The organism is Tannerella forsythia (genome assembly GCF_003860135.1).
GTDB classification, from domain to species: Bacteria; Bacteroidota; Bacteroidia; order Bacteroidales; family Tannerellaceae; genus Tannerella; species Tannerella forsythia_A.
On the sequence record NZ_RQYN01000020.1, the window covers coordinates 23,617 to 45,747 of the forward strand.

Here is a 22,131-nt window from a genome sequence, read left to right on the forward strand (position 1 = left end):
TGCTTTGAGCGGATGAACTGGTTGGATATTGTCATTATCTGCCTTGTCGGGGCCGGTTTCCTCAAAGGATGGGCAGACGGATTTATCCGTCAGATCGTTGCATTACTCGCGTTGCTTGCAGCTATCTACCTGTGTGCAAAGGTGGCCGTGTTCATCCGCGAATATATTTTACAGACCGGTTGGTTCCCGGAAAACAGCGTGACTGTCGTTAGTTATGTGCTTGCTTTCGTGTGCATTCTTATGGTTGTTACGCTGGTCGGAGGCTGGGTACATAAGGTCATGGATGCGACGCCCCTGAGCTTTGTCAATCATTTGGCCGGCGCTGTCTTCGGGGCTGTTGTCGCTTTGTTTATCGTTAGTCTGACACTGAACCTGTTGGAAGGCGTAGATCGTCGTTCCGTGATTCTCACACAACAAACGAAGGTAGAATCCCGTTTATATGATTATGTAAAAGAAGCTGTGCCGGCAATCTATCCGGCCGATTTATTTGTAAGGAAGAAAAATTAACATGGATACAACAAAAAAAAATACAGACCCGATCTTAGACGAAATAACCGGTAGCGAATATAAATACGGTTTTACGACAGAGATCGAGACCGATATGTTGCATCGCGGATTAGACGAGGAAGTGGTGCGCATGATTTCCGCCAAAAAGGAAGAGCCGGAATGGTTGCTTGATTTCCGGCTCAAGGCGTTGCGTCACTGGCAAACGCTCGAGATGCCTACATGGGCACATCTGAAGATTCCGCCTATCGACTATCAGGATATCATTTATTATGCCGCACCGAAGACGAAAGCAGGGCCGAAAAGCCTCGATGAGGTTGACCCCGAACTGCTGAAAACATTCGACAAACTCGGTATTCCTCTTCATGAGCAGAAGATCCTGAGCGGGATGGCGGTCGATGCCGTGATGGACAGCGTCTCGGTGAAAACGACATTTAAGGAAACGTTGGCCGAGAAAGGCATCATCTTCTGTTCGTTCAGCGAAGCGGTAAAGCATCATCCGGATTTGGTCAAACAATATATGGGAAGCGTAGTGGGGTATCGCGATAACTTCTTTGCGGCGTTGAACTCGGCCGTCTTTTCCGACGGATCGTTCGTGTATATCCCCAAAGGCGTGCGCTGTCCGATGGAATTGAGCACGTATTTCCGGATCAATGCCGCCAACACGGGACAGTTTGAGCGAACCCTGATCGTAGCCGACGACGAGTCGTATGTCAGCTACCTCGAAGGATGTACCGCACCGATGCGTGACGAGAACCAGCTGCACGCAGCCATTGTGGAGATCATTGCTCACAGGCGTGCCGAAGTAAAATATTCGACCGTGCAGAACTGGTATCCGGGCGATAAGAACGGCAACGGCGGGATTTATAATTTTGTGACTAAACGGGGGATCTGCAAAGGTGAGGGCAGCAAGATTTCGTGGACGCAGGTAGAAACAGGATCGGCCATTACGTGGAAATATCCGTCGTGTATTCTGGCCGGCGACAACTCGGTCGGAGAATTTTATTCTGTCGCCGTGACGAATAATCACCAACAAGCCGACACGGGTACAAAGATGATCCACTTGGGACGAAACACACGCAGTACGATCGTATCGAAAGGAATCTCGGCCGGTCACAGTCATAATAGTTACCGGGGGATGGTAAAAGTCGCCGCCCGTGCCGAAGGAGCGCGTAATCACAGTCAGTGCGACAGCTTGTTGCTCAGCTCTACCTGCGGTGCGCATACGTTCCCCTATGTCGATATACAGAACGAAACGGCTGTTGTAGAGCACGAAGCAACGACTTCGAAAGTCAATGAAGAACAGTTATTCTATTGTAACCAGCGCGGTATCGATACCGAGAAAGCCGTGAGCCTGATTGTCGGCGGATATGCTCGCGAGGTGATGAATAAGCTGCCGATGGAGTTTGCGGTAGAAGCGCAGAAATTGTTGGCTATCTCGTTGGAAGGAAGTGTGGGATGACACCTTGGCTGCGTATATTGTTGTTGTGGTTTGCCCTGCTGCCCGTGTGTATCATACAGGCACAGTCGGACGAAAGTCGATGGGCAATTAATTATACGACGAATATACTGGCATCTCCTGTGCCCGCGCGTCATTCGGCAAGCATGCCGAACAAAGGAGACTTCGGGGGCTTTTCGGTCATGGGAGAATATTCTTTCGCCGAGAAGTGGACGGCCGAGCTTGGTTATTTTCTGACCGAGGTCCATTATAACCGTCAGGTGCGTACGATGGAAGGCTTGCAAGGTGGAGTAAAGCGTTACTTCCTCAACGAGCGTATTTTTTTCCAGCCTTACCTTGCGGCCAGAGGCCAAGTCAATTGGCGAAGACGGTTCGAGCAGGTCGGAGAGCCTATGAACGCGTCCTACACTGCCGAGCATCGCTATCGGAATCCGCTGATTTCGTTCGCGCCGGGTGTCGGAGCGGATATTTATCTGTTTTCCTCCGTGGCTTTCACGATCCGGTACGATTTCATGATGGGAATAGATTCCCGCACCACCATTGAAGGCCGGACACAAGACAGCCCTTCTTTTTACTATCACGACAAGGGGATGTATCATCAATTGGGGTTGGGAGTAAAAGTAACTTTTCCGTTCCGGTTTTCGGAACAGGACGGGGAAAGTTTGTTATATTTGTTATTAGACATGTTATTTTGGAATTAAGATTGAATGGAATTATGGGAGAGATCTTGTTAGAAATAAAAGATTTGTACGCTGAGGTCGATGGTAAAGAGATTCTCAGGGGACTTAACCTGACCGTCAGGAAAGGTGAAATACACGCGATTATGGGGCCGAACGGTTCCGGTAAAAGCACGCTCAGCAGTGTGCTCGTCGGTAATCCGGCGTTTACGGTGACGAAAGGAACCGTGATGTATAAGGGCAAAGACCTCTTGGAACTGTCGCCCGAAGAGCGGAGTTGCGAGGGGATGTTCCTCAGCTTCCAGTATCCGGTAGAAATCCCGGGAGTCAGCATGGTCAATTTCATGCGGGCTGCGGTAAATGCACAACGTGAATATCGAAATGAAGAGCCGGTGTCGGCTTCTGATTTTCTGAAGATGATGCGTGAGAAACGCGAGATTGTGGAGCTTGATAATAAGTTGATGAGCCGTAGCGTCAATGAGGGTTTTTCCGGAGGAGAGAAGAAACGCAACGAGATTTTTCAGATGGCCATGCTCAATCCGACCTTGGCGATTCTGGACGAGACGGACAGCGGCCTCGATATCGATGCGTTGCGCGTCGTAGCTAACGGGGTAAACAAACTCAAGTCGCCCGATAATGCGTCGATTATCATCACTCACTATCAGCGTCTGCTCGATTATATCAAGCCCGATGTCGTGCATGTCCTCTACGAAGGACGTATTGTGAAAACTGCCGGAGCCGAACTTGCCCTCGATTTGGAAAAGAAAGGATACGACTGGTTGAAAACTAACGATTGACGGAGAGATGAACAGTGTGCATATACCGGATAAGCATACGATGCATCCGGAAAAACAATACGTCGATCTTTTTACGCAGCACGAAGATGTGCTCCGTCATCATGCGCCGGCGTTTATGAACGCTCTACGGACGCAGGCGCTGGCCGATTTCGAGCAGGCGGGATTTCCTTCCCCCCGGCACGAAGACTATCGCTATACCGATGTTGCCAAGGCGTTTGCGCCTGACTATGGGGTGAATCTGACCCGTCTGCATGTGCCCACCAACCCTTCGGACGTGTTCCGCTGCGATGTGCCGAACATGAGTACCTCGCTCTATTTCGTGGTCAACGATTCGTTTCATACCGATACGTTACCGAAAGCTTCATTGCCCGAAGGGGTATATGCGGGTGGCATGCACGCCTTTGCCGAGCTTCACCCTGATGTGGCTTCGCGCTACTATGGCAAGGCCGCCGATACTTCGGCCGATGCCGTCAGCGCTCTCAATACGATGCTGGCACAAGACGGCTTCGTGCTTTATGTGCCGCGTGGCGTCCACGTCGAACGTCCCGTACAATTGATTAATATTTTACGCAGTACGGTCGACCTGATGGCGAACCGTCGCGTGTTGATCATCATGGAGCCGCACGCGTCGGCCAGACTGCTTGTCTGCGATCACAGCATGGATGATGTTAAATTCTTAGCCACGCAGGTCGTTGAAATCTTTGCCGAAGAAGGAGCATTCTTCGACTACTATGATCTGGAAGAAAGTTCGGCTTCGACTACGCGTTTTTCGTCGCTCTACGTCGAACAGGCGGCTTCGTCCAATGTCTTGGTCAACGGTATAACGCTTAATAACGGACTGACCCGTAATAATTACCGGATTCGTCTGAATGGTGAGGGAGCAGAGGCCACACTCTGTGGAATGGCTATCGAAGACCGGGATCAGCAGGTGGATACGTACACGCATATTACGCATGCCGTGCCGCATTGCACCAGCGTCGAACTATTTAAAAACGTGCTCGACGAGCGGGCGGTAGGGGTTTTCAGCGGGCGGATTCTGGTGAACGAAGGCGCTCAGAAAACACAAGCTTACCAGACGAACCGTAACATGTGCCTTACGCCCGATGCCCGCATGTACAGCAAGCCGCAGCTCGAAATTTATGCCGACGACGTGAAATGCTCGCATGGCATGACGACCGGTCAACTTGATGAACAGGCACTCTTTTACATGCAAAGTCGCGGCCTTCCTTACGAAGAGGCGCGAATGCTGCTCAGTGTCGCTTTTATGTCGGATGTGATTGACCATGTCCGGCTCGAAGCCTTAAAAGACCGTCTGCATCTGCTTGTCGAAAAACGCTTCCGCGGCGAATTGGCTCGATGCGCCGGATGCAAATGCGGAACCTGAAGCAGGTTATGTTCTTTAATATAGCTGTCCGGTAAAAATAAATCGGACGTTTTTCTTATCGGACAGCCATCGTTCTTTTACTTGAAGAATGAGGCCTTTAAGGTCAAGCAACGTTTCCTTAAGATGAAGGAACGCTTCCTTAAGGTCAAGGATCGTTTCCTTAAGATGAAGGAACACTTCCTTAAGGTTAAGGATCGTTTCCTTAAGATGAAGGACGCTTCCTTAAGGTGAAGGATCGTTTCCTTAAGATGAAGGAACGCTTCCTTAAGGTCAAGGATCGTTTCCTTAAGATGAAGGAATGCTTCCTTAAGGTGAAGGATCGTTTCCTTAAGATGAAGGACGCTTCCTTAAGGTGAAGGATCGTTTCCTTAAGATGAAGGAACACTTCCTTAAGATGAAGGAATGCTTCCTTAAGATGAAGGATCGTTTCCTTAAGATGAATGAGTGCTTCCTTAAGATCAAGAAGTCTTTTCGGATGATAGAGGACGAAAGAACGCTTGTATTTTATCGGACAGCTATACTATTTTTTACTACTTTTCACTTCTCTCCCTTTGTCCGGATCATGACATTCGGTATAAGGGGGAGAAGAATTACAAAACACAACGAACAGATGAAGACATTTTTTAAAACAATCTTTCCGCTTTTGCTCACCGTGGTGTTGCTGACCCGTTGCGGAGGAAGCGAACCGAAGAATTTTGCTTATACCTACGTGCTGGAGAGTACCCGAACGTATCGGCTTTTTTTCTCGTTAGACAGCCTGGGGCATTACGTCGTAGAGAAGCAAAACATCCGTTTTGAACAGTACGAACCTTACCGTGCGGAAGGGACACTGACCGACGAGGAATATGCGCGATTCAAATCGTTACTGGCAAAAAGTAAGCTTTTCGACATGAACAATTCATACGGCTTTGAGAAGGAACCGGATCAGCCTGTAGCCGACATGATCTACCAAATTGCCTATCAAGCGGACGGGCGTGAAAAATTTATTACCATCCGACACGAAGAGTCCATGCGTTTTTCCCGTCACTTTACGGAGTTGCTGAAATATACGAACGAGTTTATCAGTGACCGAGTCAAGGAATAGCCGTTATCACATCTTGCCTTTGTCCAGATATTCGGTCTTAAACATTTTGATCAGCAGAAAAAAGATGGAGAGCAACAGCGGGCCGAAAATGATCCCCCAGAATCCGAAAACCGACAGGCCGAGAATTACGCCGAAAACGGTGATCAGCGGATGCGTATCGGCCAGTTTTTTCTGAAGGACGAAACGGATCACATTGTCGATATTCGTGAGGATGATGGCGCAGAATGCTCCCAAGCCGATCGCGTTCGTCCAATCGCCGACCAACATCAGGTACACCACGATCGGTACCCATACGATGCCGGTGCCAACCAATGGAATGATGGTTGAAAAGCACGTCAGAAAACCGAAAAGCAAAGCGCTCGGCACACCGAATATCAGATACCCGATGTAGGCAATCAAGCCTTGTATGACGGCAAGTAAAGGGATACCGATCGCGTTGGAACGTACCATAACGTATACTTCGTTGGCAATATCTTTCCTATTCTCAGGGTTAAATGGGAGCAATTCATAGAAATACTGCTCAATCGCCCGGAAATTAAGCAGGATGAAATACAACAAGAAAATCAGCACCACAACGGTCACGACCATACTGCTCATCTGACTGATAAGGTACTGTATGGCTGTACTGATATAGCTCGTAGCCGTTGTCAGATTCTCGGACGAGAACAAATCGTAGCCGAATCGTTGCTGAAGTTGCATCTCCAGATTTTCAATCATTTTTTGCAGGGATGAAATGTCCATGTTGATGTCCTGTACTTTTCCCAGCAACGCCGAAACCATAAAATACAGCGGAACCGTAATAACGACCGCTACTTCGAACAGGATAAGGAACGTGGCCAGAACATGATTCATCTTTTTCTTCTCTGTCAGGTAAATCATTTGTCGGCGTACGATCACAAAAATAGTGAAAGCCCCAAGTAGCCCGTTTACAAACACCCACAATTCCTTAACAATCACCCATCCCAACAACAAGATCAGGATACCGAGCGAATATTTCCAATATTTTTCTTTTCCTGCCGAAGCCATATTTTTTCTATTTTAAACCGCGTAAAGGTAAAAAGTTTTCCGGTTACGCGTTTGACTCTATTCGATTTTTTTGCGCAGACGCGCCAAATAGCCTCGCATTGCCTCCGTATCGCGCTCGGCGATGATTTTCTGTAATTCGTCCAGCTCGCGCTGGATACGGTCGATCTGCCTCGGCGTGCGTGGATTAAACAAGATTTCGCTCAGCAGATAATCATCTTCGGAAAGGACGCCTCGCGCGATTTTCATGTGGCGTCTGAAAGTCGTTCCCGGCGCATCCTGATGTACCATCGTTGCGACAAAGACGAATGTCGAAGCGAACGGAATGCCCAACGAGTAAGCGACGACTTTATCGTGCTCCTCGAATGTATATTCGAAAATATTCAATTTCAGTCTTTCATATAAATCTTTGAAGAAGATTCTGCCGAGGTGATCGCCTTCGGAGATGATGATGGCGTTCTCCTGCATCAGGTTGCCGAGGTTCGCGAACGTAGGCCCGAACATCGGATGGGTAGAGACATAGGGAAATCCGCAGTCTTTGTAGAATTCCAGCAGGTTCGTTTTCACCGAAGCGATGTCGGCAATGATGCAATAGGGCCGAAGGTGCGGCAATACGCTTCGGAAAGCCTCGATCGTTTGGGTCAGCGTCACGCAGTTGATGACCATCTCGGGGGCAAACGCGTCGATCTCGTCGACCGATTGCATGCGCAAGGCATTGTAGATAAAACGCATCCGTTTGGGGTCTTGTTCAAGTACGGCCACCTCGTGGTCGAAACTCAGCAGGTCGGTAAAGAAAGCCCCCATCTTTCCCGCTCCCAAAATCAATATTTTCATTGTTTGTTCGATTTATTCGTTCATGACAATCATTTGCTGGCGTACCGACTCCTCGTGAATCTCTTTCAGGATGGCCAGTACGAAGTCGGGATTCAGGTCCATGGCCATGCCTGCCTTCGTGCGATTTTCCAGAATCTCTCCGTAGCGAGGCGTTTGCAGTACCGGCATTTGGTGTTCTTTTTTATATACCCCGATCTCTCGCGAGATGCGCATGCGTTTGGCCAGCAGCTCAAGCAGATTCTCGTCGATCCCGTCGATTTGTCGGCGCAATTCGTGCAGATTCTCGGTCGTCTGATTCGACTCGCGGATGACGAGCAGGTTCAGTACATAATCCAGCACATCGGGTGTAATCTGCTGTGCCGCATCGCTCCACGCGTGGTCGGGAGCGCAATGCGATTCGATGATCAACCCGTCGAAATTCAAGTCCATCGCCTGCTGACAGAGTGAGGCGATCAGTTCGCGTTTGCCTCCGATATGGCTGGGGTCGCAAATGATCGGTAAGTTCGGCATGCGGCGACGCAACTCGATGGCGATATGCCAGAGCGGAAGATTGCGATACATCTTCTTGTCGAACGAACTGAACCCGCGATGTACCGCCCCGATGCGGTGGATGCCCGCCCCGTAAAGCCGCTCGATGGCGCCGATCCATAGCTCCAGATCGGGATTGACCGGGTTTTTGACCAGCACGGGTATGTCGACCCCTCGCAGCGCGTCGGCTACATCTTGCATGGCAAACGGATTGACGGCTGTTCGCGCACCGATCCATAAAACGTCGACTCCGGCCTTTAAGGCTTCAAAAACATGATCTCTCGTGGCCACCTCGGTAGCGACGTACATGCCCGTCTCTTCCTTTACCTTTTTCAACCATTGCAGTCCAATGGTGCCTACTCCTTCAAAGCCGCCGGGTTTGGTTCGAGGCTTCCAGATACCCGCACGAAAGATACGAATGCCGATGGCGGCCAATCCTTTGGCCGTAGTCAAGACCTGCTCTTCGGTTTCGGCACTGCACGGTCCGGAAATCACGAGCGGACGCTTGTCTTCGATTCCCGGTAATAAAATAGATTGTAGTTCTAACTGTTCCATACACCTTATTTTTTTTCTGTTTATCAAAACTTCGTTTTATTGTTTTCGTATACGGTTTACCCGTTCCAGCGCTTCGGCCAGCTGCTCGTCTTTGCAACAGAGCGACAGCCGTACATAGCGTTCGCCCGCACTGCCGAAAATAAATCCGGGTGTGATAAAGACCTTAGCTTCGCGCAGTACACGATCGGCCAGCGCTTCACCGCTTATTTCCGTATCGGCGATCTTTCCCCAGAGAAACATACCCACTTGCTGCTCGTCGTAGGTACAATTCAAGGCTTCCATGATTTGCCCGGCCAACTTGCGACGTCCCCGATAGATACGGTTCATCTCGGCATACCAAGCCGGCGGTGCATTCAACGCTTCGACTACGGCCGACTGCATCGGGCGAAATTGCCCTGAATCGACGTTACTCTTCACTTTCAGAATCCATTGTACGAACCGCGCGTTCGACACCAGCATCGCCATACGCCATCCGGGCATGTTGTGCGCTTTGCTCATCGAATTAAGCTCGACAGCGATTTCTTTGGCTCCTTCTACGCGCAGGATGCTACGCGGATGATCGTTGAGGATGAAGCTGTACGGGTTATCGTGACAGATCACGATTCCGTGGCGACGGCCAAAAGCGATCAGCCGTTCGAACAGAGCCTCGTCTCCGTCGGTACCGGTCGGCATATTCGGGTAGTTCGTCCACATCAGTTTGATGCGGGCGAGGCCGCTGGCCTTTCGCTCGTCCACAATCCGTTCCAGCGCGTCGAAGTCGGGTTGCCAGCCGTTCGATTCGTGTAGCTCGTAGGCGATGAGGTCTGCCCCGACAAGCCGGCTCACCGAATTGTAGGTCGGATAGCCCGGATTAGGCACGAGCACGCCGTCGCCCGGGTTGAGGAAAGCCATGGAGATATGCAGAATCCCTTCTTTCGATCCGATAAGCGGCAGGATTTCCGTTTCGGGGTCTGCCTCTACGCCGAACCATCGCCGATACCATCCGGCATAGCTGTGCCGCAGTTCGGGAATGCCTGTATAAGGTTGGTAACCGTGCACATCCGGTCGGCATGCTTCGCGACAGAGCGTGGCGATGGCTTCGTCGGACGGCGGCAAGTCGGGACTTCCTACGCCAAGGCTGATCACACGCATTCCCGCGGCGTTCATTGCGGCGACTTCTTTCAGTTTCTTTGAGAAATAATATTCCTGCACGCTGTCTACACGCGTAGCGGGCATAACATCATAAACCTTGTTTTCCTTCTGCATATTCTCCTAAAATTTTCAAATCCTTCGTCAGCGGCATAATCGCATCCAGCGCTTGTTTGTAGCGTGGATAATCCGAAAACGTCAGATTGACGTAAAACAAATATTCCCATTCGCGCCCGATAATCGGCAACGACTGTATTTTCGACAGATTCATATCATAGAACGAGAGGATCGTCAGTACTTTCGAGAGGCTGCCGGCCGTATGTGGCAAGGAGAAGACGAGCGAGGCCTTGTTCTTCGTCACTCCTTCAAGGAGTTCGGAAGCCATCGACGGCGTGGCCACGGCCAGAAAGCGCGTATAGTTGCGTTTGTTCGTCTCGATGCCTTCGGCCAGTACTTCCAGTCCGTACATCTCGGCTGCCCGACGCGCACAGATAGCGGCATGACCGTTCATTTTCTCCGCGGCGATTCGTCGTGCGCTGCCCGCTGTGTCGTCCATTTCGACGAGTTTGACATGCGGAAGCGTCGCGAGGAAATCATCGCATTGCATCAGTGCGATCGGATGCGAATTGACTTCGGTAAGGTCGGATATTGTCGTTTTCGGCAGTGCGGCGAGTGAGTGCATGATACGTAATTTATACTCCCCCGCTACTACGCATCCGCTCTGCCGAATCAGCTCGTGATTCTGCAACAGACTGCCGGCAATCGTGTTCTCGATCGCCATGATTCCGACCGTCCGGTCGTCGGACGCGACTTTTCGTACAAGCTCCTTGAACGTCTCGCACGGTACTAACTCGATCGGTTCGTCTTCGAAATAGCGATGTGCCGCTACATCATGATACGAACCGGCTACTCCTTGTATGGCCACTTTTCTCATTTTTCTGTTTCTTTTCTGTTCGCAACCTCAAAAAAAAAATCCCGCCATTCACATGGCAGGATCTTTTTTTAATGTCTAATACCCCTTATGGTACTTTCTTAGATTGTTTTACACATATCAAGTCCTGCCTTTATCTCTACCAAGATAAAAGTAATAATACTTGTAGGTGTAAAATCGTTTCATTTTTGTTTACTTGATTATATCAGGTGCAAAGATACATCACCTTTTTTAACATGCAAGAAAAAAAACGTTTTTTTTCTCGAATCCCCCAATGATTTCCTGTAAACGTATGAAAACTCATCAACTGTTTTTGATTTTTAAGCATTCCCAAATACGTTGAGGCATGAGTCGCCAAAAGAAGACCAGAAGACGGTAGCGCCAATCGATGACGACGACGCGTTTACGCTTTTCCAGCCCACGGACGATATGTCGGGCCACAACTTCCGGTCGCATGAGCATCGGATATTTCTTCTGGTTGTCGAGTATCGCTGTGTCTACGAACCCCGGCCGGATATCCGTAAAAATGAGGTTGTCCTTTTTTAGATGTGTCAGCTGGGCCAAAGCGTCGATATAAGTGTTCTGGAAACGTTTGGAGGCCGAATAAGCCGGAGCGCTTCCCAATCCTTTCGTGCCCGCGATAGAGCTGATGACGGCGATATGTCCGCCGCCGTTGCCACGGAAATAACGATAAGCCGCCGTTACCATACGGATAAAGCCGGAGACGTTGGTTGCTGCCGTCCACAACTCGATATCTTCTTGCAGAGTTGTATTCTGCCGTCCGACACCCGACGAAAGGAAAAACAGATCCATTCCGCCCATGGCTTCGACAAGCTCAAGCAAGCGTTCCGGTGCGTCGTCACGTGTGACATCAAGCACCTGTATTGTCACCCGTTCCGGAGCCAAGGCTTGTAAGCGTTGCAGTTCGGCCTCGCGACGGCCTGCCACACCCACCGACCAGCCACGGCCAAGTAAAAGTTTCGCCACTTCCAGCCCAATGCCGGAAGTGGCGCCTATCACAATAGCCCGTTTCACTTTACAGCGTACTTTTCGCCGCGTTCAGCGCTTTTTCGTAATCAGGCTCCGTAGTCAACTCTTTCACGTATTCGACGTAAACGACTTTTCCTTCTGGATTGATTACAACAACGCCGCGCGCCAGCAACATGTTTTCTTTGATCAGAAAACCATATTTCCGGCCAAACTCCGACTGCATGTAATCAGACAGCGTATGAATACGGTCGATTCCTTCGGCCGCGCAGAAACGTCCCAAAGCAAACGGCAGGTCTTTCGACAAAGTCAGTACCACGATGTTCTCCGACAATGCGGTAGCCTCCTTGTTGAAGCGTTTTGTTTGCATGGCGCAGACGCCTGTATCGATCGAGGGGAAAACCGAAAGAATCACCGTCTTACCTTTGAAATCGGACAATGATACGGGTTTGCTGTCACGACCTATGGCCGTAAAATCAGGCGCCGTATCGCCCACTTGAATCGTCTCGCCAAGCAATGTCAGCGGAGTGCCGTTGAAAGCAACGGCACCTTTGTTTTCTTTTAATTCGTTCATCATATCCAATTGTATCTTGATTAAATAATAAATAAATTTCATGAATCCGCCCTGTTGAGCTGACATTCATTTCATGCGGCTAAGTTAGTGAACCTTCAACATAAAACAAAAAAGCCAATGTACGATTTTGCGCACATTGACTTTTATTAACTAACATTTCTCCGATCTCTTACGAGGCAGCAATCAACTGATTTCGATCGTTCGCTGAGCTTTGTGAATCTCTTCGTGAGAAAGTTTCGGTAATTCGATACTCAGTACGCCGTTTTCTACCTTCGCACAAATTTTATCCTTGTCCACATCGTCCGGAAGAATTAACGCCTGTTGAAACTTCGAGTACGAAAATTCACGACGCAGATAACGTGCTTCTTTATTCTCTTCGCTCTTTTCACTTTTCTTCTCCATCGAGATCACCAAATGATTGTCCGTATCGATGTTGATGTTAAAGTCATGTTTCGTCATCCCCGGAGCAGCCACTTCAACCGTATAATTGTCTTTCGTTTCTTTTACGTTAATGGCCGGTGCCGTTACATTTGTTCGTCTCATCCATTCATTGTCGAAAAAGTCGTTGAAAATGGACGGTAACCAATCGCTCTGATTTCTTCTCATCAATGTTGTCATCTTTCAATCCTCCTATAATTTAATGTTCTTTTTTTGAAATCCGACTCATGATTCGTTTGATATTTCACCTTCTTACGGATTGTTATCGCCGAGGTCGTTGAATCGGTTTCATCAGATGAGATACAAAACGCATACCACCGCACAACGCATGCCAAAATGGCGTAGTTTTACATTTACCTCACGATACACGCATGTCAAAATGACACTTTCTTAATTTTAAAGAAAGCGTAATCTGCTTTTTGTACAGAAGATTGTTTTTCCGGTAGTAAAGCTCTATACGGCCTTCGTTTGATATTTGACAGGACTAAAGATTCGGAAGTCGCTGCAAATATGCTTCTACTTTTGTATAGAGTTCGATTACACTGTCTGCGATCGGTCGACAGGCCGTATCGATAAGAATAACCTCTTTGTCCCATGTATGATACTCTCTTTTCTGAATTTCTTTCCACGTCGGAAGGGATAAGCCGGGAATGTCTGTCGTTCTGTTTTCAACCCGCGACTGATGTTCTGCTTTGTCCGAACAGATTACTTCGATGTTGACATACTTGCACCCGCATTGCATAGCGACCTCATGCCACTCTTTTCGGGTCAAGGAAACAGGGTTGCAGCTGTCGGCAACGACGTGGTTACCGATTCGCAAATTTTCAGCCGCGAGCCGATAGGCCAGTCGATAGCCTTCGCCTTCTACCGGATAACGACATAAGTCTCGTAAACCTTGTTCAAGGGTATCGATCCGTAAATAGGCCGCGTTATATTTGGGGGCCAATGCTTTCGCGAGGGTGGTTTTTCCCGTAGCCGGTAAACCGGAAAACAAAAATAAGATAGCATTCATGCTGATGTATGATATGGATATTCACAACTTTCTTCATGTATGAATAAACGAATTTCCGGATGTGGAGAAACAAAAAGAGTTGCCTCCTTATGAAACAACTCTTTCGATCTATCAGAAGATGCTTATTTCGCTTCTTTTTTCTTCGAGCAGCATTCTTTCTTCTTGTCGCAAGCCTTATCTTTTTTGCAGGCTTCCTTGCCTTCTTTCTTGCAGCACTTCTGCTCTGTCTTTGTGCACTCTTTCTTTTCTTTCGTATCCTGTGCGTTGGCAGAAACGCCCAATGCCATGGCAGCAACGATCGCTGCGCTCAAAATCATTTTCTTCATCGTTCTGTTACTTTAAAAATTAATACCGGATGCAAAGAAAAAAGATTTTGCGATTCGCCCTACCGCAAGCCCTTAAAAATTAAATATCTTTATTTCATCTACACACATTTTTTCAGGTCGGAAAAGCGCTGTATTCAGGAGAGAACACTATCTTTGCAACATGTTAAAGACAGCATCTATCCGAAAGGACTTCCCCATTTTGCAGCGCGAAATATATGGTAAACCGCTGGTGTATCTCGATAACGCAGCCACGACCCAAAAGCCTCGTTGCGTTGTCGAAAAAATAACAGAAGAATATTATTCTGTGAATGCGAATATCCATCGCGGTGTCCATTTTCTCAGTCAGCAGGCTACCGAAGCGCACGAGGCAGCCCGCGAAACGGTACGAATGTTTTTGAATGCCCGTTCCCCGGCCGAAATCCTTTTTACGCGAGGTACAACCGAAGCGATCAACCTTGTTGCGTCAAGTTTTTCACGCGCCTTTGTAAAGCCGGGTGACGAGGTAATCATCTCCGTGATGGAGCATCATGCCAATATTGTTCCCTGGCAATTACATGGTCTGAAGCTGAGAGTAATACCGTTCGACGAGCGCGGTGAACTCGATCTGGAGGCATTTTCCCGATTGTTTTCCAATAAGACGAAACTCGTAGCCGTCACTCAGATGTCGAATGTGCTCGGGGTAATCAATCCGGTGGAGGAGATTGTGCGGATAGCCCATCAGCACGAGGTACCTGTCCTTATAGACGGCGCGCAGGCCGTCGCCCATCAGCAGATCGATGTGCAAGCGCTCGATGCGGATTTCTATGCTTTTTCCGGGCATAAAGTCTATGGGCCTACAGGCATCGGCATACTCTACGGTAAGGCGGAATGGTTAGATCGTCTGCCGCCTTATCAGGGAGGTGGGGAGATGATTCAAAACGTGACTTTTGAGCATACGACGTTCAATGAACTCCCATATAAATTCGAGGCCGGTACTCCGGATTACATCGGCAGCACGGCTTTGGCCGAGGCGTTGAAGTATCTACAGACGATGGGCCTTACCGAAATCGCGGCACATGAACACGAACTGCTTCGCTATGCAACGGAGCGGCTCGATGAAATTGAAGGTATGCGTATCTTCGGACGTACCGAACATAAAAACAGTGTCATTTCTTTTCTGGTGGGAGACATTCATCATTACGATATGGGTATGCTTCTCGACCGTCTCGGCATAGCCGTGCGCACGGGGCATCATTGTGCGCAACCGCTTATGCACGCACTCGGCATCGAAGGGACCGTCAGGGCTTCGTTCGCACTTTATAATACAAAGGAGGAAGTGGATGCACTCGTCGAAGGAATTCAACGTATCCGGAAAATGTTTTGATAAAAAACATCCCGGACATAACTATAATTGTCTATAATTTAATATATAAACATTATGATACTGACAACAACGCCTTCTATCGAAGGACAAACAATTACCTCGTATCGAGGCATCGTGAGCGGTGAAGCGATTATCGGTGCCAATATTTTTCGCGACTTCTTTGCTTCTATTACAGATCTTGTCGGAGGCCGTTCGAATGCGTACGAAGAAGTTCTAAGAAAAGCGAAAGACGCAGCCTTGCAGGAGATGGCAGAACACGCAAAAGAGCTCGGTGCGAATGCGGTGCTCAGCATAGACCTGGACTACGAAACGATCGGAGGAAGCATGTTGATGGTTACGGCAAGTGGCACGGCTGTGACAGTGGGATAAGATGCTTCAACCATACCTCAAAGAGGGACGCCTCGAAGCCGGATGCGACGAGGCCGGACGAGGGTGTCTGGCCGGTGCTGTCTATGCGGCCGCTGTGATCCTTCCGTCTGATTTTCACAATGAGTTATTGAACGACAGCAAGCAGTTGACGGAAAAAAAGCGTTACGCCTTGCGACCGATCATCGAAGAAGCAGCGACGGCTTGGGCAATCGGTGTCGTAACTCCCGAAGAAATCGACAAGATGAACATTCTGCGTGCTTCGATTTTAGCGATGCATCGCGCCATCGGCGGGCTGAAAGTGAGGCCGGAATACCTGCTGATCGACGGGAACCGTTTTGCTCCATATCCCGGTATTCCGTATGAGACAGTCGTCAAAGGCGACGGAAAGATGATGAGCATTGCCGCAGCTTCGATCTTAGCTAAAACGTATCGCGACGACTATATGAACGCACTCGCGGAGAAATATCCGGCATATCATTGGGAGAAAAACAAAGGCTATCCTACCGAAGCGCATCGTGAAGCCATCCGTCGCGCAGGCACGACGCCTTATCATCGCAAAAGCTTTACGCTCCTGCCGCCCGCACAGCTCCGTCTGGAGTTGTAAAGTCAGGCCTCAGGAGCTTTGGCACTGAAAGCCAAAGCATACATTTTCATTTGTTTCAACATCGCGACGAGACCGTTGGAACGGGTCGGGGACAGATGCTCTTTCAGTCCGATGCGCTCAATGAAATACAAATCGGCATCGAGGATTTCCTGCGGCGTGTGATGAGACAGTACCCGTATGAGTAACGAAACGATACCTTTCACAATCACGGCGTCGCTCTCACCCTGAAAGATCACCTTGCCATCTATGTAATCGGCCTGCAACCATACGCGACTTTGACATCCTTCAATCAGGTTGTTACTCGTTTTATATCGGTCGTCGATCGGCGGCAGCGCATTGCCCATGTCGATCAGTAAGGCATACTTATCCATCCAGTCTTCGAATACGGAGAATTCTTCGATCACTTCGTTCTGTATCTCATTAATCGTCATCTTAGTTAATTCTTAATGGTTATAAATTACGCTCAAAACCGTTTCACCTACGGCTTTTAATGTTTCACGGTCGATATTCTCCATCGTGTCGTTCTGCGTATGCCAGTAAGCGCCAAAGCCCGACCGGGTATCCGGATCGTAATTGATGATGTCCAGACAAGGGATGCGAAGTCCTTGTATTACATATTGATGGTCGTCGACGATGGTGCCTCCCTGCGCGTTGATGAAATATTTTCCGTAACCCAGCTCGCGTGCGGCAGCCCATACTTTCTCTACATATCTCGCGGCATATTGCACAGAGGTGCCTTCCTTATAAAAGGTAGCACCGCGTGAGCCGATCATATCGAGCAGGATACCGAACTCGGCCTTGTAGTTCGGTACATGCGGGTTCTTTGCCCAGAATTGTGATCCGAGACACCACGTGTCCGGTTTGTATTCATCGACGAACTCCGGTGTACCGTAATCTTCCGCATCAAAAAACACGATATCGATTCCGATAGCAGGCGCCTTTGCCTGAATCTGGCGAGCGATTTCGAGCAGAACACCCACGCCGCTACCCCCGTCGTCAGCACCATCTATCGGATTACGGTGATTGGCTTCGTCGGTGTCGTGATCGGCATAAGGACGGGAGTCCCAATGGGCAAAAAGGAGTATCCGACTCGACTTTTCGGGCTGGAACGCTCCGATGATATTTTTGGCCTTTAATTTCTCGCCGTTGTATGCCGTTAGTACGGCTTCCTGTACATAAACTTTCGCTCCGTGACGCTCCAGCTCTCCTGCCAGATAATCGGCGCATCGTTGGTGTGCTTCCGTGTTCGGTACGCGTGGACCAAATGCCACTTGTCGTTCGATATAGGCATAGGCACTGTCTGCATTGAAGGTCGGTGCTTCTATACGCTTATTCGTGTCGGCAGGAGTCCTAGTATCCTCTTTCGTCGTATTTTTCTGACCGCAACATGACAGCATCAGACCGCCAAGTAATACTCCTACATATTTATTGATCATTATATCCATGATTATGGTCGATTATTTTATCCCATTTTGTACTTCATTCATAACTCTCATCAGGTTGCCTCCCCATATTTTGGCAATGCTTTCGTCGTCCAGTCCTTCGGCAATCAGACGCATCGTGATTTGCATCAGTTCGTTGGCGGCACGACAGCCTATCAGCTCGCCGTCCCCATCGAAGTCGGAGCCGATACCTACATAATCGATCCCGACCAGATCGATCACATGCAGGATATGCCTGATAGCATCACTCAATGAAGCCTTTTCCGGCGATTCGTTGATAAACCCTTTATAGAGGCAGATTTGGATCACGCCTCCTTGTTGGGCTAACGCTTTGATTTGATTATCGTCGAGGTTACGGCGATGATTGCATAAGGCACGGCACGACGAATGCGAGGCAATAACCGGGCGGGTACTGTGCTCCAGTACATCGTAAAACGTACGATCGGCAGCATGCGACACATCGATCATCATCCCGAGACGATTCATCTCGGCCACAACCTCTTTCCCGAACGGACTGAGGCCGCCCCATTCCGTCTTTCCTGCGGCGGAGTCGCAGAGGTCGTTATCGCCGTTATGACAGAGCGTAATATACGATACGCCCATCTGCCGGAAACGGTGCAGGTTCGTTAGGTCTTTGCCGAGTGCATAGCCGTTTTCAATCCCTAAAAGAATGGCTTTTTTGCCTTCTTCTTTCAGCCGACGTAACTCATCCGAACTTTGTGCAATGCCCATCTCATGCGGGTAACGTCCGGCTTGTGTGATAACTTGCGTAAGCCGGTCCGTAGCATAATCCGTCGCTTTCTGTAAAGAGGCTGCGTCCCGATCGCCCTGCGGAATATACGCGACCATAAAAGCGGCATCGAGGTGTCCTTCACGCATCAACGGAAGATTGACTTTGCCCCCTTCTTTGCGCCCGAGGTCGAATGTTTGAAAAATCATCGGTGTATCCGTATGCGAATCGATCGTGATGATCTTGCGGTGTAGCGCTTTGGCTTGGGCATATACCTCTGCCTGATGCAGATGATAACGAAAGAGATTCAGCATTGTCTCGTTTCCCGATACAGCCATAGGCTCCGGGTGCCACTGCACACTGAAGATCGAGTATTCGGGGTGCTCCATCGCTTCATTTACCCCGTCCGGCGCCGTAGCCGTAGCTATAAATTCGGGTGCCACATCCTTAACGGCCTGATGGTGGATCGAATTGACAGCGATTGTAGAGGATAACCGGTGAGATGATGCTTGAGGCGAACCGCTGAAATGTAATGCGGTTTGCAGCTTGCAGGGAAAGGGAGCTAACGTGACCGCGTGTGTGGCAACGTCACGCGCTTCTTCCTGACTGTGTTGCAACGCCTCTTTCGGGTGCTGGGCATGAATATCCTGATAAAGCGTGCCGCCGAATGCGACGTTGATCAACTGATGTCCTCGGCAAATTCCGAAAACAGGTAATTGGCGATCGAAAGCAAGCTTCAGCAACAGGAAATCGTATTCGTCACGACAAGAGTCCGTATCGCCGAGCTCGGGAATCGGTGTTTCTCCCAGATATTCGGGATGTATGTCGCCCCCTCCCGAAAAGATCAGTCCATCGAGATCTTCTACGATCGAAGTAAGCGCATGAATATCGGTGATTACCGGAATTAAGACGGGAGCGCCTCCAGCCATCACCACAGATTGGAAGTAAGGCTCTGCAATGCATGAGGTGCCTTCTTTCCTGTTTGCCGAGATTCCGATTTTCGGTTTACGATGAGAAGGAAGGGTCGATGCGGAAGATTCTATATTCTTATATAATGTATCGAGCAGAACAGACATAAACGATGCTTCGAAGATCGATAAAAGAGGGCAATCCATGAAAGAATTGCCCCCGTATGTTCCTTTTATATGTGATTATGCGTCGATGTTAGCATACGTTGCGTTCTCCTCAATAAAGTCACGTCGCGGAGCCACATCTTCTCCCATCAGCATGGCAAACGTGGAGTCTGCTTCTACTGCGTTTTCTATCGTGATCTGCTTTAACGTACGATTCTCGGGGTTCATCGTCGTATCCCACAGCTGATGATCGTTCATCTCTCCCAGACCTTTATAACGCTGTGTATGCACCTGACTCTCATTCCCCCCGCCATAGGTGTCGATAAACTTCTGGCGCTGTTGCTCCGTCCAGCAATATTCTTCGACCTTCCCTTTTTTGCACAGATAGAGCGGAGGAGTAGCAAGATAGACATACCCTTTCTCGATCAGTCCACGCATACGACGGAAGAAGAAAGTCAGAATCAGCGTAGCAATATGGCTTCCATCCACATCGGCATCGGTCATGATGATAATTTTGTGGTAGCGCAGCTTGCTTAAATTCAGCTCTTTCGGATCGTCTTCCGTCCCGATGGTAACCCCCATGGCTTTGAAGATATTTTGAATCTCTTCACTTTCAAAGATCCGGTGTTCCATCGCTTTCTCCACATTCAGGATCTTTCCGCGCAATGGCAAAATTGCCTGGAAATTACGGTCGCGACCTTGCTTTGCCGTACCACCGGCCGAGTCTCCCTCGACAAGAAACAGTTCGCATTCTGCCGCATCTTTCGAGGAGCAGTCAGCCAGTTTGCCGGGCAGTCCTCCGCCCGAGAACGGCGACTTGCGCTGTACCATCTCCCGTGCCTTACGAGCCGCCTGACGTGCCGTGGCCGCAAGAATCACCTTGTCGACGATGGATTTGGCTTCTTTCGGATGTTCCTCCAGATAGTAGCCCAGCGCCTCACCTACCGCCATATCGACTGCCCCCATCACTTCGTTGTTTCCGAGCTTCGTCTTCGTCTGCCCTTCAAACTGAGGCTCGGCAACCTTAATCGAAATGACAGCTGTCAAGCCTTCACGGAAGTCGTCTCCCTGAATCTCCACTTTTGCCTTTTCAAGAAGTTTCGAGTCTTCCGCATATTTTTTCAAGGTACGCGTCAAACCACGACGGAAACCGGAGAGATGCGTTCCTCCCTCAATCGTGTTGATGTCGTTCACATACGAAAAGACGCTCTCGTTATACGAAGTATTGTACGTCATCGCCACCTCGACCGGAATCCCCTGTTTCTCTGTTACAATATGGATCACATCATGAATCATCGATTCTTTCGATTTGTCGATATAGCGAACAAACTCTTTCAAGCCTTCATTTGAATGGAAAACTTCCGATTTGAACGTTCCGTCTTCCTTCTTCTCGCGTTTGTCGGTTAATGTCAAATAAATACCTGCATTTAGGAACGCAAGCTCGCGCAAACGATTGGCTAAGATATCGTATTTGTACTCCGTAACGGTGAAAACCCTATCATCCGGCTTAAACGAGATGATAGTGCCGGTACGGTCAATCGCACCTGCCTCACGAATGTCCCCCAGCGGCTTGCCCTCTGAAAATTCCTGTATATAGATTTTGCCGTTGCGATGTACCTCTGCTTTCAAATGGGAAGAAAGGGCATTCACACACGAAACGCCGACACCATGCAAACCTCCCGATACCTTATAGGTACCCTTGTCGAATTTGCCGCCGGCATGAAGCACTGTCAAAACGACTTCAAGCGCCGACTTGCCTTCTTTCTCGTGATAATCGACAGGTATACCTCGCCCGTCATCCGTTACGCAGATTGAATTATCTTCGTTGATTACGACCTCAATGTTTTTACAGAAACCCGCGAGCGCTTCATCAATCGAGTTGTCTACAACTTCATACACCAAATGATGCAGACCTTTTTCCCCTGTATCACCGATATACATAGCGGGACGTTTGCGCACCGCTTCCAAACCTTCGAGCACCTGAATATTCTTCGACGAATATTCCTTACTCGCTGCTCTTACTTCTTCGTCACTCATTGTGCTTATATCTTTCTAATAAATCTAATGTAAAAGGCTAACAAATGTAGTTCTTTTTTTTATGACAGAGGGGCATGCGTGTGGTAAAAAGTATTAAAAAACGGAAGAGAGGCAATGAATGGCCTCAAACGAAACTAAGGCTCATAACGTCTCGTATCCGATTGGCTTCATATCATATGGATAGATGTTGTTAGGGCATTGTTAAATATATATAGCTATTTCATTGTTTAGTTTTAGAAAAAGTAATTTTAGGGATTTTTCTATCATATGTT

23 protein-coding genes are annotated in these 22,131 nt (G+C 48.9%); 9 read left to right on the forward strand and 14 right to left on the reverse strand.

Annotated elements, in window-relative coordinates:
• Positions 1-12: 12 nt before the first annotated feature.
• From EII41_RS06615 to EII41_RS06640, 6 genes are all read left to right on the forward strand, one after another.
• On the forward strand, positions 13-507 hold the full coding sequence (locus EII41_RS06615; RefSeq protein WP_124750794.1) for a CvpA family protein: 495 nt from the start codon (positions 13-15) through the stop codon (positions 505-507).
• Position 508: 1 nt separating this feature from the next.
• The gene (sufB, locus tag EII41_RS06620; RefSeq protein ID WP_124750793.1) at positions 509-1,966 is read left to right on the forward strand and encodes a Fe-S cluster assembly protein SufB; all 1,458 of its coding nucleotides are present in this window, start codon (positions 509-511) and stop codon (positions 1,964-1,966) included.
• Positions 1,963-2,664 (forward strand): hypothetical protein, encoded by a 702-nt coding sequence (locus EII41_RS06625; protein WP_124789939.1) that lies wholly within the window; start codon positions 1,963-1,965, stop codon positions 2,662-2,664. The genes sufB and EII41_RS06625 overlap by 4 nt, the downstream gene beginning before the upstream one ends.
• Positions 2,665-2,690: 26 nt before the next feature.
• Positions 2,691-3,437 carry a Fe-S cluster assembly ATPase SufC gene (sufC, locus tag EII41_RS06630; protein WP_124750811.1) on the forward strand — a complete coding sequence of 249 codons (747 nt, stop codon included), beginning with the start codon at positions 2,691-2,693 and terminating at the stop codon, positions 3,435-3,437.
• Between the two features lie 40 nt (positions 3,438-3,477).
• Positions 3,478-4,821, forward strand: a complete 1,344-nt coding sequence (sufD, locus tag EII41_RS06635; RefSeq protein ID WP_124789949.1) for a Fe-S cluster assembly protein SufD — start codon at positions 3,478-3,480, stop codon at positions 4,819-4,821.
• A 610-nt stretch (positions 4,822-5,431) separates the two neighbouring features.
• Positions 5,432-5,905 (forward strand): hypothetical protein, encoded by a 474-nt coding sequence (locus tag EII41_RS06640; RefSeq protein WP_124750791.1) that lies wholly within the window; start codon positions 5,432-5,434, stop codon positions 5,903-5,905.
• A 6-nt stretch (positions 5,906-5,911) separates the two neighbouring features.
• Here EII41_RS06640 and EII41_RS06645 read toward each other — a convergent pair whose 3' ends face one another.
• The 10 genes from EII41_RS06645 to EII41_RS06690 all read right to left on the reverse strand — a co-directional run bounded on the left by EII41_RS06645 (position 5,912) and on the right by EII41_RS06690 (position 14,241).
• Positions 5,912-6,931: an AI-2E family transporter gene (locus EII41_RS06645; RefSeq protein ID WP_124750790.1), complete on the reverse strand. Its 1,020-nt coding sequence runs from the start codon at positions 6,929-6,931 to the stop codon at positions 5,912-5,914.
• 57 nt (positions 6,932-6,988) lie between these two features.
• Complete coding sequence (locus EII41_RS06650) at positions 6,989-7,762, reverse strand: prephenate dehydrogenase (protein WP_124789940.1); 774 nt, start codon at positions 7,760-7,762, stop codon at positions 6,989-6,991.
• Between the two features lie 12 nt (positions 7,763-7,774).
• Positions 7,775-8,845: a bifunctional 3-deoxy-7-phosphoheptulonate synthase/chorismate mutase type II gene (locus EII41_RS06655; protein ID WP_124789941.1), complete on the reverse strand. Its 1,071-nt coding sequence runs from the start codon at positions 8,843-8,845 to the stop codon at positions 7,775-7,777.
• 36 nt (positions 8,846-8,881) lie between these two features.
• Positions 8,882-10,090, reverse strand: a complete 1,209-nt coding sequence (locus EII41_RS06660) for a pyridoxal phosphate-dependent aminotransferase (RefSeq protein WP_124789942.1) — start codon at positions 10,088-10,090, stop codon at positions 8,882-8,884.
• Complete coding sequence (locus tag EII41_RS06665) at positions 10,065-10,907, reverse strand: prephenate dehydratase (RefSeq protein WP_124789943.1); 843 nt, start codon at positions 10,905-10,907, stop codon at positions 10,065-10,067. The genes EII41_RS06660 and EII41_RS06665 overlap by 26 nt, the downstream gene beginning before the upstream one ends.
• A gap of 300 nt (positions 10,908-11,207) precedes the next feature.
• Entirely contained in the window at positions 11,208-11,939 is a 732-nt protein-coding gene (locus EII41_RS06670) for an SDR family NAD(P)-dependent oxidoreductase (RefSeq protein ID WP_124789944.1), read from the reverse strand.
• 1 nt (position 11,940) lies between these two features.
• Positions 11,941-12,468 (reverse strand): thiol peroxidase, encoded by a 528-nt coding sequence (gene tpx / locus EII41_RS06675; protein WP_411292587.1) that lies wholly within the window; start codon positions 12,466-12,468, stop codon positions 11,941-11,943.
• A gap of 180 nt (positions 12,469-12,648) precedes the next feature.
• Positions 12,649-13,083: an Hsp20/alpha crystallin family protein gene (locus tag EII41_RS06680; protein WP_124750784.1), complete on the reverse strand. Its 435-nt coding sequence runs from the start codon at positions 13,081-13,083 to the stop codon at positions 12,649-12,651.
• 304 nt (positions 13,084-13,387) lie between these two features.
• Positions 13,388-13,915 carry an AAA family ATPase gene (locus EII41_RS06685; RefSeq protein ID WP_124789945.1) on the reverse strand — a complete coding sequence of 176 codons (528 nt, stop codon included), beginning with the start codon at positions 13,913-13,915 and terminating at the stop codon, positions 13,388-13,390.
• A 122-nt stretch (positions 13,916-14,037) separates the two neighbouring features.
• Positions 14,038-14,241: a hypothetical protein gene (locus EII41_RS06690; protein WP_124750782.1), complete on the reverse strand. Its 204-nt coding sequence runs from the start codon at positions 14,239-14,241 to the stop codon at positions 14,038-14,040.
• A 160-nt stretch (positions 14,242-14,401) separates the two neighbouring features.
• Between EII41_RS06690 and EII41_RS06695 the strand changes: the two genes are divergently transcribed.
• From EII41_RS06695 to EII41_RS06705, 3 genes are read left to right on the forward strand one after another with little or no spacing between them, the layout of a single operon-like run.
• Positions 14,402-15,604 carry an aminotransferase class V-fold PLP-dependent enzyme gene (locus EII41_RS06695; protein ID WP_124750781.1) on the forward strand — a complete coding sequence of 401 codons (1,203 nt, stop codon included), beginning with the start codon at positions 14,402-14,404 and terminating at the stop codon, positions 15,602-15,604.
• A 54-nt stretch (positions 15,605-15,658) separates the two neighbouring features.
• Positions 15,659-15,973: a heavy metal-binding domain-containing protein gene (locus EII41_RS06700; RefSeq protein WP_124750779.1), complete on the forward strand. Its 315-nt coding sequence runs from the start codon at positions 15,659-15,661 to the stop codon at positions 15,971-15,973.
• 1 nt (position 15,974) lies between these two features.
• Entirely contained in the window at positions 15,975-16,577 is a 603-nt protein-coding gene (locus EII41_RS06705) for a ribonuclease HII (protein ID WP_124789946.1), read from the forward strand.
• Positions 16,578-16,579: 2 nt separating this feature from the next.
• Here EII41_RS06705 and EII41_RS06710 read toward each other — a convergent pair whose 3' ends face one another.
• The 4 genes from EII41_RS06710 to gyrB all read right to left on the reverse strand — a co-directional run bounded on the left by EII41_RS06710 (position 16,580) and on the right by gyrB (position 21,859).
• Positions 16,580-17,008, reverse strand: coding sequence for a SufE family protein (locus EII41_RS06710; protein ID WP_124750777.1), 429 nt, complete (start codon positions 17,006-17,008; stop codon positions 16,580-16,582).
• 12 nt (positions 17,009-17,020) lie between these two features.
• Positions 17,021-18,022, reverse strand: coding sequence for a M20 family metallopeptidase (locus tag EII41_RS06715; RefSeq protein WP_260425507.1), 1,002 nt, complete (start codon positions 18,020-18,022; stop codon positions 17,021-17,023).
• Between the two features lie 12 nt (positions 18,023-18,034).
• Positions 18,035-19,825, reverse strand: a complete 1,791-nt coding sequence (locus EII41_RS06720; protein WP_124789952.1) for a gamma-glutamyl-gamma-aminobutyrate hydrolase family protein — start codon at positions 19,823-19,825, stop codon at positions 18,035-18,037.
• 75 nt (positions 19,826-19,900) lie between these two features.
• The gene (gyrB, locus tag EII41_RS06725) at positions 19,901-21,859 is read right to left on the reverse strand and encodes a DNA topoisomerase (ATP-hydrolyzing) subunit B (RefSeq protein ID WP_124789947.1); all 1,959 of its coding nucleotides are present in this window, start codon (positions 21,857-21,859) and stop codon (positions 19,901-19,903) included.
• Positions 21,860-22,131: the final 272 nt, after the last annotated feature.

Bases quoted from the DNA above. Each gene is read 5' to 3' on its own strand.
- EII41_RS06645 (WP_124750790.1), bottom strand. From the start codon at position 6,931: ATGGCTTCGGCAGGAAAAGAAAAATATTGGAAATATTCGCTCGGTATC.
- EII41_RS06650 (WP_124789940.1), bottom strand. From the start codon at position 7,762: ATGAAAATATTGATTTTGGGAGCGGGAAAGATGGGGGCTTTCTTTACC.
- EII41_RS06695 (WP_124750781.1), top strand. From the start codon at position 14,402: ATGTTAAAGACAGCATCTATCCGAAAGGACTTCCCCATTTTGCAGCGC.
- EII41_RS06715 (WP_260425507.1), bottom strand. From the start codon at position 18,022: ATGGATATAATGATCAATAAATATGTAGGAGTATTACTTGGCGGTCTG.
- gyrB (WP_124789947.1), bottom strand. From the start codon at position 21,859: ATGAGTGACGAAGAAGTAAGAGCAGCGAGTAAGGAATATTCGTCGAAG.
- tpx (WP_411292587.1), bottom strand. From the start codon at position 12,468: ATGATGAACGAATTAAAAGAAAACAAAGGTGCCGTTGCTTTCAACGGC.
- EII41_RS06655 (WP_124789941.1), bottom strand. From the start codon at position 8,845: ATGGAACAGTTAGAACTACAATCTATTTTATTACCGGGAATCGAAGAC.
- EII41_RS06705 (WP_124789946.1), top strand. From the start codon at position 15,975: ATGCTTCAACCATACCTCAAAGAGGGACGCCTCGAAGCCGGATGCGAC.
- EII41_RS06615 (WP_124750794.1), top strand. From the start codon at position 13: ATGAACTGGTTGGATATTGTCATTATCTGCCTTGTCGGGGCCGGTTTC.
- EII41_RS06625 (WP_124789939.1), top strand. From the start codon at position 1,963: ATGACACCTTGGCTGCGTATATTGTTGTTGTGGTTTGCCCTGCTGCCC.
- EII41_RS06700 (WP_124750779.1), top strand. From the start codon at position 15,659: ATGATACTGACAACAACGCCTTCTATCGAAGGACAAACAATTACCTCG.
- EII41_RS06710 (WP_124750777.1), bottom strand. From the start codon at position 17,008: ATGACGATTAATGAGATACAGAACGAAGTGATCGAAGAATTCTCCGTA.
- EII41_RS06690 (WP_124750782.1), bottom strand. From the start codon at position 14,241: ATGAAGAAAATGATTTTGAGCGCAGCGATCGTTGCTGCCATGGCATTG.
- EII41_RS06660 (WP_124789942.1), bottom strand. From the start codon at position 10,090: ATGCAGAAGGAAAACAAGGTTTATGATGTTATGCCCGCTACGCGTGTA.
- EII41_RS06720 (WP_124789952.1), bottom strand. From the start codon at position 19,825: ATGTCTGTTCTGCTCGATACATTATATAAGAATATAGAATCTTCCGCA.
- sufD (WP_124789949.1), top strand. From the start codon at position 3,478: ATGCATCCGGAAAAACAATACGTCGATCTTTTTACGCAGCACGAAGAT.
- EII41_RS06640 (WP_124750791.1), top strand. From the start codon at position 5,432: ATGAAGACATTTTTTAAAACAATCTTTCCGCTTTTGCTCACCGTGGTG.
- EII41_RS06680 (WP_124750784.1), bottom strand. From the start codon at position 13,083: ATGACAACATTGATGAGAAGAAATCAGAGCGATTGGTTACCGTCCATT.
- EII41_RS06665 (WP_124789943.1), bottom strand. From the start codon at position 10,907: ATGAGAAAAGTGGCCATACAAGGAGTAGCCGGTTCGTATCATGATGTA.
- sufB (WP_124750793.1), top strand. From the start codon at position 509: ATGGATACAACAAAAAAAAATACAGACCCGATCTTAGACGAAATAACC.
- EII41_RS06685 (WP_124789945.1), bottom strand. From the start codon at position 13,915: ATGAATGCTATCTTATTTTTGTTTTCCGGTTTACCGGCTACGGGAAAA.